The organism is Sphaerisporangium sp. B11E5 (assembly GCF_039871875.1).
Classification (GTDB): Bacteria; Actinomycetota; Actinomycetes; order Streptosporangiales; family Streptosporangiaceae; genus Sphaerisporangium.
In genome coordinates, this window is the sequence record NZ_JBDPMD010000003.1 from 211,215 (window position 1) to 224,659 (window position 13,445).

Annotated in this window: 13 protein-coding genes; 5 read left to right on the forward strand and 8 right to left on the reverse strand. The window is 69.9% G+C overall.

From position 1 onward, the window contains the following. Positions 1 to 30 precede the first annotated feature (30 nt). The 3 genes from ABGB17_RS04915 to ABGB17_RS04925 all read right to left on the reverse strand — a co-directional run bounded on the left by ABGB17_RS04915 (position 31) and on the right by ABGB17_RS04925 (position 4,210). Positions 31 to 1,407, reverse strand: a complete 1,377-nt coding sequence (locus tag ABGB17_RS04915; RefSeq protein WP_347626549.1) for a carboxyl transferase domain-containing protein — start codon at positions 1,405 to 1,407, stop codon at positions 31 to 33. 6 nt (positions 1,408 to 1,413) lie between these two features. Continuing rightward, positions 1,414 to 2,628 carry a cytochrome P450 gene (locus ABGB17_RS04920; RefSeq protein ID WP_347626550.1) on the reverse strand — a complete coding sequence of 405 codons (1,215 nt, stop codon included), beginning with the start codon at positions 2,626 to 2,628 and terminating at the stop codon, positions 1,414 to 1,416. Between the two features lie 112 nt (positions 2,629 to 2,740). After that, the gene (locus ABGB17_RS04925) at positions 2,741 to 4,210 is read right to left on the reverse strand and encodes a DHA2 family efflux MFS transporter permease subunit (RefSeq protein WP_347626552.1); all 1,470 of its coding nucleotides are present in this window, start codon (positions 4,208 to 4,210) and stop codon (positions 2,741 to 2,743) included. A gap of 226 nt (positions 4,211 to 4,436) precedes the next feature. On the opposite strand from ABGB17_RS04925, the gene ABGB17_RS04930 reads away from it, so the two are divergent. After that, positions 4,437 to 5,864: a fatty acid--CoA ligase family protein gene (locus tag ABGB17_RS04930; protein ID WP_347626553.1), complete on the forward strand. Its 1,428-nt coding sequence runs from the start codon at positions 4,437 to 4,439 to the stop codon at positions 5,862 to 5,864. Positions 5,865 to 6,082: 218 nt separating this feature from the next. Here ABGB17_RS04930 and ABGB17_RS04935 read toward each other — a convergent pair whose 3' ends face one another. Together ABGB17_RS04935 and ABGB17_RS04940 are read right to left on the reverse strand one after the other, a co-directional pair. Beyond that, entirely contained in the window at positions 6,083 to 6,487 is a 405-nt protein-coding gene (locus tag ABGB17_RS04935) for an ATP-binding protein (RefSeq protein ID WP_347626555.1), read from the reverse strand. Then, positions 6,484 to 6,786, reverse strand: a complete 303-nt coding sequence (locus ABGB17_RS04940) for a hypothetical protein (RefSeq protein ID WP_347626556.1) — start codon at positions 6,784 to 6,786, stop codon at positions 6,484 to 6,486. Before ABGB17_RS04940 ends, ABGB17_RS04935 begins: the two co-directional genes overlap by 4 nt. A gap of 244 nt (positions 6,787 to 7,030) precedes the next feature. Between ABGB17_RS04940 and ABGB17_RS04945 the strand changes: the two genes are divergently transcribed. Both ABGB17_RS04945 and ABGB17_RS04950 read left to right on the forward strand, forming a co-directional pair. Beyond that, positions 7,031 to 7,867 (forward strand): helix-turn-helix transcriptional regulator, encoded by an 837-nt coding sequence (locus ABGB17_RS04945; protein ID WP_347626557.1) that lies wholly within the window; start codon positions 7,031 to 7,033, stop codon positions 7,865 to 7,867. After that, positions 7,849 to 8,073 (forward strand): DUF397 domain-containing protein, encoded by a 225-nt coding sequence (locus ABGB17_RS04950; protein ID WP_347626559.1) that lies wholly within the window; start codon positions 7,849 to 7,851, stop codon positions 8,071 to 8,073. The genes ABGB17_RS04945 and ABGB17_RS04950 overlap by 19 nt, the downstream gene beginning before the upstream one ends. 138 nt (positions 8,074 to 8,211) lie before the next feature. Here ABGB17_RS04950 and ABGB17_RS04955 read toward each other — a convergent pair whose 3' ends face one another. Next, entirely contained in the window at positions 8,212 to 9,147 is a 936-nt protein-coding gene (locus ABGB17_RS04955) for a LysR family transcriptional regulator (RefSeq protein WP_347626560.1), read from the reverse strand. A 126-nt stretch (positions 9,148 to 9,273) separates the two neighbouring features. On the opposite strand from ABGB17_RS04955, the gene ABGB17_RS04960 reads away from it, so the two are divergent. Beyond that, positions 9,274 to 10,497, forward strand: a complete 1,224-nt coding sequence (locus tag ABGB17_RS04960; protein ID WP_347626561.1) for an MFS transporter — start codon at positions 9,274 to 9,276, stop codon at positions 10,495 to 10,497. 47 nt (positions 10,498 to 10,544) lie between these two features. Next, positions 10,545 to 11,627: a hypothetical protein gene (locus ABGB17_RS04965; RefSeq protein WP_347626562.1), complete on the forward strand. Its 1,083-nt coding sequence runs from the start codon at positions 10,545 to 10,547 to the stop codon at positions 11,625 to 11,627. A gap of 81 nt (positions 11,628 to 11,708) precedes the next feature. Here the strand turns inward: ABGB17_RS04965 and ABGB17_RS04970 are convergent, their stop codons facing one another. Together ABGB17_RS04970 and ABGB17_RS04975 are read right to left on the reverse strand one after the other, a co-directional pair. Next, a complete protein-coding gene (locus ABGB17_RS04970) occupies positions 11,709 to 12,251 on the reverse strand; it encodes a DUF1697 domain-containing protein (protein WP_347626564.1) in 543 nt (180 codons plus the stop codon). 7 nt (positions 12,252 to 12,258) lie between these two features. Next, positions 12,259 to 13,356: an NAD(P)/FAD-dependent oxidoreductase gene (locus tag ABGB17_RS04975; RefSeq protein WP_347626565.1), complete on the reverse strand. Its 1,098-nt coding sequence runs from the start codon at positions 13,354 to 13,356 to the stop codon at positions 12,259 to 12,261. Between the last annotated feature and the right edge of the window lie 89 nt (positions 13,357 to 13,445).

The window sequence follows — 13,445 nt, forward strand, 5'->3', positions numbered from 1 at the left end:
GCGCCGCCTGCTCAATACTGAGCAGGGCCCTCACAGCGGGATGTTTGTGTGGCGGCCCCGCGAGGGCAGGGCGTCGAGCAGCGCGCCGGCGATCCTGCCGCGGGTGTCCTTGGGGTCGATGACCTCGTCCACCACGCCGATCTCGACGGCCTTGGCGACGCCGCCGGCCTCGCGTTCCTGCTGGGTGATGAGCCTGCGGCGCAGTTCCTCCCTGCGGCCCGCCGGGACGGCCCGCAGCTTCTTGCGGTGGAGGATGTCCACCGCGGCCGGGGCACCCATGACGGCGACCTCGGCGGACGGCCACGCGAAGACCGCCGACGCGCCGAGCGCCCGGGAGTTCATGGCGACGTAGGCGCCGCCGTAGGACTTCCGGGTCACCAGGGTGACGCGGGGCACCACGGCCTCGGCGAACGCGTGCAGCAGCTTGGCGCCGCGCCGCACCACGCCGTCCCACTCCTGCTTGACGCCGGGCAGGTAGCCGGGCACGTCCACCACCACGACGAGCGGGACGCCGAGCGAGTCGCACATCCGCACGAACCGGGCGGCCTTCTCCGCGCTCGCCGCGTCGAGGCAGCCGCCCTTGCGCAGCGGGTTGTTGGCGAGCACGCCGACCGTCCGGGTCGCGAGCCGCGCCAGCGTGGTCACCATGTTGGGCGCCCACCTGGGGTGCAGCTCGACCCCGGGGCCGTCGACCAGGCCGTCCACCAGGGGGCGGACGTCGTAGGCGCGGCGGGGCCTGCTCGGCAGGAGCTTGCCGAGGTCGATCCGGTCGGTGACGTGGTCCAGCCGGAACGTGCCGGGGTCGGCGAGCAGCGCGGTGACGCGCCGGGTCTCGGCCATCGCCTCGTCGTCGCACGAGGTGACGACGTGCGCGACCCCGCTGCGGCGGCTGTGCGTCTCCGGGCCGCCGAGGACCTCCATGTCCACGTCCTCGCCGGTGACCTCACGCACCACGTCGGGGCCGGTGACGAAGATGCGCCCGCCCTCGCTCATGACCACGATGTCGGTGAGCGCCGGCCCGTAGGCGGCGCCGCCCGCGGCCGGGCCGAGCACCAGGGAGATCTGCGGCACCACGCCGGACGCGCGCACCATCGCCGCGAACATGCGCCCGACGCCGTGCAGCGCGGTGACACCGTCCCCGAGCCGCGCACCGCCGGAGTGCCACACGCCGACGACCGGGATCCGTTCCGCGACGGCGAAGTCGATGGTCTCGACGATGCGGTCGCAGCCCTCCGGGCCGAGGGCACCGCCCATGCGGGCCGGGTCGGTGGCGAACGCGGCGACCGGGCAGCCCGCCACGAGGCCCCGGGCGCCGGTGACGCCGCAGGAGTCGTCGCCGGGCAGCGGCGCCAGGGTGCCCTCGTCGAACAACGCGCCCAGCCGGGCCCTCGGATCACGCTCCTCCATGGGGGTTCACCACGTCACGGGCAGCTCGTGCACGCCGTACACGAACATGTCGAAGCGGAACTTCACCTGCTCCACCGGGATCGCGAGCCGCAGGCCCGGGATACGGTCGAACAGCGTGGACCAGGCGGCTTCGAGCTGGGCACGGGCGAGGATCTGGCCCATGCACTGGTGGATGCCGTAGCCGAAGGAGAAGTGGTCGTGCCGCTCGCGGTCGAAGTCCAGCCGGTCGGGGCACTCGAACACCGACTCGTCGCGGTTGGCGGAGGCGACCACCACCACGACACCGTCCCCCTTCTTGATGAGCTGCCCGCCCACCTCGACGTCCTCGGTGGCAGCGCGGCGCAGGCCGTAGTCGATGACGGTCTGGTGGCGGATGATCTCCTCGACGGCGTCGGGCAGCTTCGCGGGGTCGGCGCGCAGCTCGGCCACCCGGTCGGGGTTCTCCAGCAGGGCCACGGTCCCGGAGCCGATCTGGTTGGCGATGGTCTCGTACCCGGCGACCATGAGCAGGGTCGCGATGCCCACGACCTCCTCGCGGCTCACCCCGGCCTCCTCGCGGCGGGCGCCGAGACGGCTCAGCACGTCGTCGGCCGGCTCGGCCTCCTTCACGGCCACCAGCTTGTCCAGGTAGGTCTTCAGGTCGTCGCGCACCTGGATGCGCCGCCGGGGGTCCACGCTCTGGTCGCCGATGACCTTGGTGGTCTCGTGGAAGTACTCACGGTCCTCGTACGGCACGCCGAGCAGCTCGGTGATCACCATCGAGGGCAGCGGCAGCGCGAGGGACGTCACCAGGTCCACCGGCGGGGTGCGGGCCGCCATGTCGTCCACCAGCGTCCGCGCGATGTCCTGGATGGCCGGGCGCAGCGCCTCGACGCGCCTGCGGGTGAACTCCGGCTGCAGGATGCGGCGCAGCCGGGAGTGGTCGGGCGGGTCCATGCGGATGAACGTGCCCGGGCCCGGCGGCTTCGCGGTGAGCCGCGCCGGGAACCCCGGGGTGGAGAAGTCGGAGCTGAACCGGGGGTCGCCGAGGATGGTCTGCGCGTCCGCGTACCGCGTCACCAGCCACACCACGCTGCCGTCGAAGTCCAGCGTGATGCGGGTGATGGGACGCTCGGCGCGGAACCGGCCGTACTCGGCGGGCGGGTCGAGGGGGCAGGACCTGGCCCTGTCCATGGGATAGGTGTCGGGGAGCCTCGCGGCGTCGATGTCGGCAGCGTCCATGGCCTCAGCATCGGCCGCGCGCGGCGGCCGGTCTGCTCAACACTGAGCACGCGGGCGACCGGCACACGAAAGCGGCGGGACGTTCTCGTCCCGCCGCTGTACCGCCGTTCCGTCAGGCGGTGACCGTCTTGCCCTCGCGGCCCTTGCCCGCGGCCTTCTTGGCCATGGACATGTCGCGCAGCGGGACCTCCTTGAGGAAGAAGGTGGCGACAAGCCCGGCGCACACCGCGATCGCGGAGATCAGGAACACGTCGTGCAGGGCGCCCGCGAGCTGCTCGGGCGACACGCCGCCGCCACCGAGGACGCCGGACTGGCCCCGCACGCCGACCTGGCCGGTGAGGATGGACCCGAGGATGGCCAGCGACACCGGGCCGGCGAACATCCGCCAGAACTGGATCTGGCTGGTCCCCGCACCCATCTGGCTCATCGGGATCGCGCTCTGCACCACGGCGGTCGCCATCGGGAAGGCGATGCCGATGCCCACACCGATCAGGACCATCGCGACGATCGGCACGACCTGGCCGGTGTGCGGGCCGACCGTGGACAACATCCACAACCCCGCCACGATGGCCAGCATCGCGAAGACCGCGAGGTAGCGGTAGTGCGCCATGGCGGTCATCGCCTTGCCCGCGATCGGGCCGACCAGCATCAGGCCGAGCGTCATCGGGATGAGCAGGGTGCCCGAGTGCGTCGCGGAGACGCCGAGGACGCCCTGGTAGAGCAGCGGCACGTAGAACGTGACGCCCATCATGGCGAACGCGGAGAAGAACGCCACCACGACCATGACGGCGAACTGGTTGGTGCGGAACATGGGGAACGGCACGAGCGGGTTCGCGGCCCGGCGCGTCTCGACCAGGAAGAACACCCCCAGCAGCAGCGCCCCACCGATGATCAGCGACAACACCTCGGGGGACGTCCAGGCGTGGCCGTCGCCGGTGAGGGTGAGGCCGATCAGGATCGGCACCACACCCGCAACCAGCGTGACGACGCCGGCGAAGTCGATGTCACGCCAGCTCGCGCCGGAACGCACGAACGGCACGCCGACGACCACCGCGAGGATGGCGAGCAGGCCGAGCGGCACGTTGACGTAGAAGACCCACCGCCAGCTCCAGGCGTCCGTGATGAACCCGCCGAGCGGCGGCCCGACGACCATGCTGAGGCCGGCGACACCGAAGAACAGGCCCTGCATCTGGGTGCGGCGCTCAGGCGTGTAGATGTCGGCGAGCAGCGTGAAGATGTTGGCCATCAGGATGCCGCCGAACAGGCCCGCGAGGCCGCGGAAACCGACGAGCTGGGGCATCGTCTGGGCGAACCCGCACAGCCAGGAGGCGATCACGAAGCCCGCGAGGCCCACCAGCAGCACCGGTTTGCGGCCGAACATGTCACCGAGCTTGCCCGCGATCGGCACGACCACCGCGGCGGCGACGGCGTAGGAGACCCCGACCCAGGCGTACAGGCTGAGGCCGTTCAGGTCGTCGGCGATGCGCGGCATGGCCGCGCCCACCACGGACACATCGATCGACGCGAGGGCGAGTGCCAGGATCGCGCCGATCGTCGCGATGAGCTGGACGCGGGGTGACACCTCCTGGGGTGCGGCGCGCCCACCTCTACTCATGTCGGACTGGCTCACCGGCCATCGCCTCCCTAACGATTCCGTGTCTGCCTTCGCGTAGTCGTCCGAGTACCTGATGTGCTCGAATGCCCGGCGTACGCGGGCGTATTCATCACCCAGCTAACGGCCCCGGTGGCACGTGGTCTGCTCAACAGTGAGCATCGGGAGGCGGCGGCCGATTCCTAGCATCGACGGCATGACGACCCTGCCGGAACTGGTCGCGGGCCGCGACGACGACCTCGTGGCGCTCACCGTGGACGGCGACCGCTCCCTGACGTCCGGGCAGTGGCTCCGCGCGTCAGAAGCCGCCGCCGCGCACCTGCCCGCGTCCCGCGTCGCCCTGCTGCACGACGACGCCGACTGGATCACCCACGCCGTCGCCGGCCTCGCCGTCCGCATGGCCGGCGGCACGGTCGTCGCCCTGTCCCCGCATCTCTCCCGGGCCGACCTGCGCGCCCGCATGGAGCGGTGCGAGGTCGCGGGCCTGCTGCACGGCGACGGCGTGAAGCCACCGCCGTCCGGCGTCTGGACCGCGTCCCCCGAGACGTTGCCCACCCTGGACGTCCCCGGCGCCGGCCACCCGTCGCCGCCCCGCGACGACGACCTCGCCGAGATCATCTACACCTCGGGCACCACCGGCACCCCCAAGCCGGTCGCGGTGACCCACGGCAACCTGACCTTCGGCCACGAGGGCCGCGGCCGCCTGTTCACCGGCGTCGACGGCGTCCTGGCCGCCGTCCCCATCGGCACCAACGCCGGCCACAGCGCGATCATGACCGCCATGACCGCCCCCACGACCGTCCACGTCCTCAGCCGCCAGGACCCCAAGACCGTCGCCCAGGCGATCGAGAAGCTCCAGGTCTCCATGGCCATAGTGCCCCCCTCCACCGCGACCCGCATGGTCGCCCTGGCCCTGCACGAACGCCACGACCTGACCCGCCTGAAGATCCTCATGCTCGGCTCGGCCCCCGTCCCGATGGCCACGGTGTCCGCCCTCTCCGAAGCCCTCCCCACCACCACGATCGTCCTCGGCTACGGCTCCACGGAATCCGCCCCCGCCTTCGTCAGCCGCCCCATCCCCCCTGGCACCCCGCTGACCGACCACCTGGGCACCCCGAGCGCCGGCACCGACCTGACCATCACCTCACCCACCGGCGAGGAACTCCCTCCCGGCCAACTCGGCGAGATCCGCCTCCGCTCCGCCGCCCCCCACCGCTCCTACTACAAGGACCCGGAAACGTCCGCGAAGGTCTGGCAAGACGGCTGGACCAAAATGGGCGACCTGGGCCACCTCGACCCCGAAGGCAACCTCCACTTCTTCGACCGCGCCTCCGACACCATCCCCACCCCCGACGGCCCCCTGGTCTCCTCCCTACGAGTGGAACACGCCCTCCTCTGGCACCCCGCCGTAGCCGAAGCCGCCGCCGTCCACGGCCCCGACGGCGTGACCGCCGCCGTGATCCTCCGCACCGCCACCGACCTCAAATCCCTGGAAAAAACCGCCGCCACCCACCTGGCCCCCCACGAACGCCCAGCCAGAATCACCCTGGTCGACTCCCTCCCCCGCGGCCCCATCGGCAAGACCTTGAAGCGGGAACTCCGCCGGCAACTGTCCCCGAACTAGTCCACACCGGCACTACGCATCCCATTCCCCCGGCCCCACCGCTGTCGCCCTTTGAAATGGTGCCTTCGGCGCAGTTTTCTCTAGGGCGGCCCTCATCGCACCCACACCCCACCGCCGCGCACGCCACGGTCACACCTCCCGCCCGACAGGCGTGGCCCCCACCGGCCGCAACGGACTTGGCTCGCACTGCCGAACACCGTCAGCGCCAGGCAAGCGAGTCACCACCTGATCTCAAACCAAACCGTTCGATGCGTACCGGCCTGCTCCCACCCCCACGCCGAAGACAGCTCCCGGACCAGCCACAAGCCACGACCGCTCTCGCTCAGCAGGTCAACCGGCACCGGATCCCGCGGCGCACTTTCGGCCGACCCCTCATCGACCACTTCCACCCGCACCGTCTCTCCGTCGTCGAACACCCGCAACCTCACCGCGCCACCCAGCCTGCGCCCCGACTCCGAATACTTCACCGCATTGGCCACCAGTTCCCCAGCCAGCAGCTCGACGTCATTCACCTCGCAACGCCCTGCCTGCCACAGCACCATGCGGACATAGGCCCGTGCGATGGAGACCGAGCTGAGCTTGCCGAGAAGCTCAACAGAGCCGACTGGGTCAATGGTCCTCACTGCGCCGCCTCCCAGACACGGTCGGCCGCGTCGTCACTCAGCACCCACACCCGCTGACCGTCGCCGCGTCCCCAGGTGTAGACCCACCTCCCCTTGCTGGAGAAAGCCATGACCCGCAGCGGAGAAGACATCCGCTGAACGAGCAATACCGGCTCGGACCGCAACGGCAGATCGATCGAGGTTCGCAGCCCTCGCCTGTTCAGGCTCCAAGCCAGCCGAACCAGGTGGTGGTACTGCTGCTCCCTCTCCGCCCCAGAGAGGCGCACAGTGGTCGACGGTGTGCCGCTCTTCTTGCGCATATGATGACGCCTTAGATCCTGATCTGTCACTATCGACTCCATCTATGTGAGCGAGTTGTCGAGTTCCTAACGAGACTTCCGTGGCGGCCTGCCTGGTGTACGCCTAGGATGCCGGTGATAGCACTCGCCGCGAGCAAGAGATTGAAGGACAGTTCGGCGACAGATAACCGCTGGCCATGTATAGGGTGTCATCAATTTGTAAGCGTGCGTCACCAGCATCTTCACGAAACGCTTGGAGTCGATCATGGTCAACGACCCCGATCCCAGCGCGTCCCCCGTCGCCGGCTTCGGGCGTGAGCTGGCCACGTACCGCAAGGCAAGGGGGTGGTCGCAGAGACGGCTGGCTGAGCGCATCGGGTGCTCACCGTCCCTTGTAGGACACATCGAAGCCGGTAGTCGCAACCCGCAACTCGACTTCGCGGAGGCGTGCGACCGCGTCTTCGCGCTACCTGACGGCGATCACTTCGTCCGGCTGCACCGACGAGTCCGCCAGGCTCCCTCCGGGCCGGAATGGTTCCGCCGCTGGTTGGAGGAGATCGAGCCTGGGGCCACCGTGCTGCGTATCTGGGCCCCCTTCTTGATTCCCGGCCTGCTCCAGACGGAGAACTATGCACGAGCCGTCTTCCTCGGGCGCTTCTCGATGCCCGAAGAACAGGTCGAGGAACAGGTAGCCACCCGCATGCGACGTCAAGAAGCCCTCAACCCGAACAACCCGCCAGAGTTGCGTGTGCTCATGGATGAGTGGGTGCTGAATCGCCCTATAGGCGACCGGAAGGTCATGCATGAGCAGCTCAGCCATCTAGCGGCCGTCGCAGCTCGTCGCCGTGTCACAGTTCAGCTCGTTCCTTACGACACCGCATGCACGGACGGTCTGTCGTCGGCATTCGTCATCGCGGAACTGGCGGACGCTCCGACGACCGTGTCGGTTGACTCCGCAGGTAGGGGCGAGGTGTCAGCGGAGCCCGATCTCGTCATGTCCATCTTGGACCGATATGACAGACTCAACACAGAGGCGTATCGCCCTGGCGAATCTCTGCAAATGATCAAGGAAGCAGTAGAGCGATGGAAGCCAACCGCCTGACCGCCACGGACCTTTCCCAGGCCGTGTGGAGGAAGAGTTCCCGCAGTGGCAACAACGGCGGTGAATGCGTCGAGGTCGCCGGCAACCTCCCTCACCGCGTGGCCGTCCGCGACAGCAAGAACACCGACGGCCCATCACTGGTTTTCACTCCCGCCGAGTGGTCAGCCTTCGTGAACAGCGTCAAGGACGGCACATTCGAAGCCTGAGTCCATCCCCCTCAGCCCACACAGTTCACGCATGCTGTCCGGCGAGGTGGTCCAGGGCACCGGCAGGCTCGTCCAAGCCTTGGCACACCCGAGCCGGTGGTTCAGTGAACACTTCAGCACCCTGCTGCGATGCGGCGTTCAGCGTGGAGTGGCCCAGGCCGGCGTCCAGGTTCCGGGGGTGCCGGGGGCGGGGGCTGTGGTGGCGAGGTGGGTGCGGAGGGTGGGGAGGGCGGGGTGGGGGTTGTCGCGGTGCCACAGGAGGGAGTGGGGGTAGACGGGGGTGGGGGTGGTTATCGGGATGCGGCGTAGGCCGTGGGTGGTGGGCCAGACTAGGCGGGTTTGTTCGCCCATGAAGGTGGCCAGGGTGGGGGTGTCGGCGATGGTGTCGAGGAGGGCGTCGGAGCCGAAGTTGGGGCCGGTGGCCTCGATGGTGAGGGTGAACTCGGCGACGAGGGCGTCGTAGTAGGCGGCCCATTCGGTGCCGGGGACGATGCCGGGCATCCAGATGCGGTGGGCGGTGAGCTGGGGCAGAGGGACCGACCGGGCGGACGCCAGGGCGTGGGCGGGGCCGGTGAGGAGGTGGAGGGGCTCGTCGAGGACTCGGGTGGATTTGATGTCCTCGGGGAGGGGGCGGCCGGGCATGGTGACGGCGCGGAAGGACGCGTCGATGGCGCCGGAGCGGATGGCGGCGACGGCCGTCTCGATGTCCAGCAGCATCACCACGTCGAGGTCGATCTCGGGGTGCGCGCGGTGGAAGGCGCGCATCAGGCCTGACGCCGCGCTGCGGGAGGCGATCATGTCGACGCGCAGCGGGCGGCGGCCGGTGCGGACGGACGCGACGGCGCGCTCGGCGACGCGCAGCACGTCGCGGGCGTGCGGCAGGAACGCCTGCCCGTCGATGGTGAGCTCGGCGCCGCGCGGGGTGCGGGTGAACAGCCGCACGCCGAGGTCGCGCTCCAGCGCGGCGATGCGCTTGGAGACGGCCTGCTGGGTGACGCCCAGCTCGGCGGCGGCCTCCTGGAACTGGCCCGCGTCGGCGGCGGCGACGAAGGTCCTGACGGTGTCGAGGTCCACGCGGACACCCTACTGACACAACCGTTGGTTGTGGCCAGGTGGCCTCGCGGTTGTTTGATCTCCTGGTACGGCACGCGCTTTGATGCTCGCGATCGCGGATCGGTTGTGTGAGCGGGGGCGGCGGGCATGCGGAGCGGGCACCGGCTGGGGCGGCGGTTCGGGTGGCTCTGGGGGGCGTACGGGACCAGCGCGCTCGGCACGTGGCTCGCCTTCGGCGCGTTCCCGCTGATCGCCGTCCAGGTGCTGCACGCCGGGCCGGCGCAGGTCGCGGCGTTGTCCTTCGTGGGGGCTCTGGCGGGCGCGGCCGTGGCGGTGCCGCTCGGCCCGTGGGTGGAGTTCCGCCGCAAGAGGCCGGTGCTGATCGGGACGGACCTGGTGCGGTTCGCGGCGCTGCTGACGATCCCCGCCGCGTTCGCGCTCGGCGTGCTGTCCTTCGTCCAGCTCCTGCTGGTCTCGGTCGTCGTCGCGGCGGCCGACATCACCTTCCGCGCCGCCTCCGGCGCGTACCTGAAGGCGCTGCTGCCGGCCGGGGACCTGCTCGTCGCCAACGCCCGGTTCGAGTCCACATCCTGGACGGCCACGGTCATCGGACCGCCGCTGGGCGGCGCCGCGATCGGACTCCTCGGCCCGGTGGCGACGGTGGCGGCCGACGCGGTCAGCTACCTGCTCTCGGCCCTGGGCATCCGCGCCATGGGCGGCCAGGAGCCGCCGCCCGAGCGCCGGGAGGCCACGCGCATGCGGGCCGGGGACCTGCTCGACGGCTGGCGGTACATCCTGGCCGACGCGACGCTGCGTCCGCTGTTCTTCAACACCGCCGTGTTCAACGGCCTGGTGATGGCCACCGACGCCCTGCTGGCCGTCCTGTTGCTCGGCCACCTGGGGTTCGCACCGTGGCAGTACGGCCTCGCCTTCGCCGCGCCCGCGATCGGCGGCCTGCTCGGTTCGCGCCTGGCCCGGCCGCTCGTCGCCCGGTTCGGGCAGTACCGGGTCCTGGTCACAGCCGGGACGCTACGCGCCCTCTGGCCCACCGGCCTGGCCTTCGTGGGGCCGGGCACCGGAGGGTTGCTGCTGGTCATGAGCGTCGAACTCGGCCTCATCTTCTGCTGCGGCGTCTTCAACCCCGTGCACGCCACCTACCGCCTCGAACGCACCCCGCCCCACCGGGTCACCCGCACACTGTCCGCCTGGTCGGTGACGACCAAAGCCACGACCGCCCTCCTGACCGCCGTCTGGGGCGTACTGGGCACCCTGCTCGGCCCCCGCACGGCCATCGTCCTGGCCGGCGTACTCCTGCTGGCGACCCCACTGCTGCTCCCCCGCCGGCCTGGAAGTGATCGGCGATCCACCTGAGTACAAACACTCATGCGCCGTTCTGACGGCCTGCATAGGCTTCGATCATGTTCATGAAGCTGCCCGCCACCGGTATGTGGCTTGGGTGGGCAGCCGCCGTCGCGGCGGTCGCAGCCGCCGCCGGCCTGTGGCTCTGGTGGGCCACCCTTCGGGACGCCGGCAACGACCGTTGGAAACTGGTGGCCGACCACTCGTCGGTCGCTTACGGGCGAGTCATCGCCACCGGCCGGCACGACGCCTGGGCCTTCGGCTGGGACATCCTCGGCCTCGGCGCCTGGCTCCCGGTGGTCGACGGCCCGCACCGCCCCACGGCCTTCCACTGGGACGGCGACCACTGGAAGAAAAACAACTTCCCCATAAAACGCGGCGACATCGGCCCGATCGCCGCGTCCGCCCCCTTCAACATGTGGGCCCTGGCCGAGGGTGAGAGTAACACCGCCGTCCTGCGCTGGGACGGACGCACCTGGACGATCGTCCAGGAACTGCCCGTTGCCGCTGAGAGCCTCGCCGTCATCGCCGAGAACGACGTGTGGGTCTTCGGCGACCACAAGGCCTGGCACTACAACGGCGCCGACTGGTCGGAACAGAACATCTCCTTCCGCACCTTCCGGGTCAGCGCCCGGTCTGCTTCCGACGTCTGGGCCCTCGACGGCGACGCTCCCTGGGTGCACCACTTCGACGGCAAGGCCTGGACCCGAGTCGACGTGACCTCGGCGCTACCGACGGCCCCACCTCCGTCCGACGATTTCCCGCCCGACCCGGCCGGTCCCCGGCTGACCGCCATCACCGCCGACCCGTCCGGCATCTGGATCACCGGGGAGATCGGGGCTGCGTCCTTCCTGCTCTCCCAGACCGGTTCCGGCTGGCGCAGCGAGGACACCTCCACGAAGGCCGGTCGCATGACCCGTGACCTCCCCCCCGTCCCCGACGGTAAGGGAGGCCACTGGTTCCTCGGCTCCACCGACATCAACGGTTACGACTCCGCCCTGGTCCACCGCGACGCCTCCGGCCACTGGACCAGGGTTCCGTCCGGCGGCGAACTGACCTCGCTGTCGGCCGTCCCCGGCGGCCCGCTGCTGGCCACCGGAGTGATCGGCAGAGCTTCGGGCGTGTTCCGCAACCTTCCCTGAAGCAGGTCGTGCCGGCACCTCAGCCTCTCGTGCCCGGCCCATCGACTCCACAGGAGTGGCGCATCAACGACGGTTCCGCGGTCAGGTGGAGGTCATGTCCAGGAGTTTGGTCACGGTGCGCCAGTTGCGGGCGGTGGCGGTTATGCCGAGGAGTTTTTCCCAGTACTGGTAGGTGAGTTTGGCGTTGCGGACGCCGTCGGGAGACCAGGTGTAGATCTCGCGGCCGTCGTGTTTGAAGACCTCGGGGGTGTAGTCGTCGGGGTCGAGGTCTTTCAGGGGTTTGGCGGGGGGCTTCTCTGACAGGAAGGTGACCAGGTAGAGGGACGGGTTCTTGGCCACGTCGCCGAGGGGGTCGGACTTCACTATGGCGGCCAGGTCGTCGTGGGTTCTGGTGAGGACGGCGGACTTGACGTCCATGTCCTTCTCCAGGGCCGCCTCGATCTTCTTGGCGGCGGCGGCGGGGGAACTGCCGGTGGTGTAGACGATGTTGCCGCTGCGCAGGTGGGTCTTGACGTCGTCGAAGCCGAGGGACTCCATGAGTTCGCGCAGGGCGGGCATGGGGACCTGTTTGTTCTTGCCGACGTTGATGCCGCGCAGCAGGGCTACTTGGCGGTTGGACGCCATCGGCGGCTCACCCTCTCTGGACGGGGGCTCCTGCTGTCGCGGCGTGCCGGGACGGGCCGCGGCGGCGGTAGTCCTCGATCCGGTCGACCAGGTAGGACGCGTCGTCCTTTACCCACCAGATCAGCGCCGAACCGTAGGAGTACTGGCACTGCATGCCGAGGACGTACAGGCCGGGTGCCTTGGTGAGGCCGCGTTCCTGTACGGGGGTGCCTGTCTCGTCGTGGATGGGGACGTGGACCCAGGAGTAGTCGTAGCGGAAGCCGGTGGCCCACACCACGGCGTCGGTCTCCACGGAACGGCCGTCGTCGAAGCGGACGGTGCGGCCTTCGCAGGCGATGGTGCGGCCGACCAGTTCGACGCCGTACTTGCGGGAGATCTTCTTCAGGCTCGGGCCGACGAGGATGGTCTTCTTGTGCAGCCGGTCGCGTTCGCCGATGAGCGGCTTGGAGATGAGCCCGAACTTGTCGCCCCACCAGTGCAGGCCCTTGCCGAGGAACTTGCGGCCGAAGGCGGGCAGGTGGGAACCCTGGGACAGCAGCACGCGGTGCGTGCGGGTCAGTTCGGGGGCGATCTGCGCGCCGGAGTTGGCGGCGCCGACCACGACGACGGTCTGCCCGGGCACCTGGGACGCGTTGCGGTAGGCGCCGGTGTGGATCTGGAAGACGTCGTCGCCGAGCCCGGCCGCGAGGTCGGGGACGCGGGGCAGCCGGTACGCGCCGGTGGCGAGGATGACCTGTGACGCCTCGTAGACGCCGTTGGTGGTCTCCAGGCGGTAGCCGCCGCCGTCGATCGGGTCGAGCGAGGTCACCTTGGTGCCGAGCCGGACCGGCAGGTCGAACTCGCGGCCGTACGCCTCGACGTAGTCGGCCATCTCGTCCTTGCCGGGGAAGTGGTTCTTCTTGCCGGGGAAGCGCAGGCCGGGCAGCGCGCAGTACTCGGCGATGGTGAACAGCTCCAGCGAGTCCCAGCGCCGGCGCCAGGCCTCGCCGAGACGGTGCTCCTCGTCGAGGATGACGAACGGGATGCCGGCCTTCTTCAGGTAGTAGCCGGCGACGAGTCCGCTCTGTCCGCCGCCGACGACGACCACCTCTGTGCGCTCAGCCATGGTCAAGGTTCCCTTCGTACGGTCGTGGTGCCATCGTCACCCCGGCGGCACCGAAGGGTCTGCTCAACACTGAGCACCCCCCGACATGC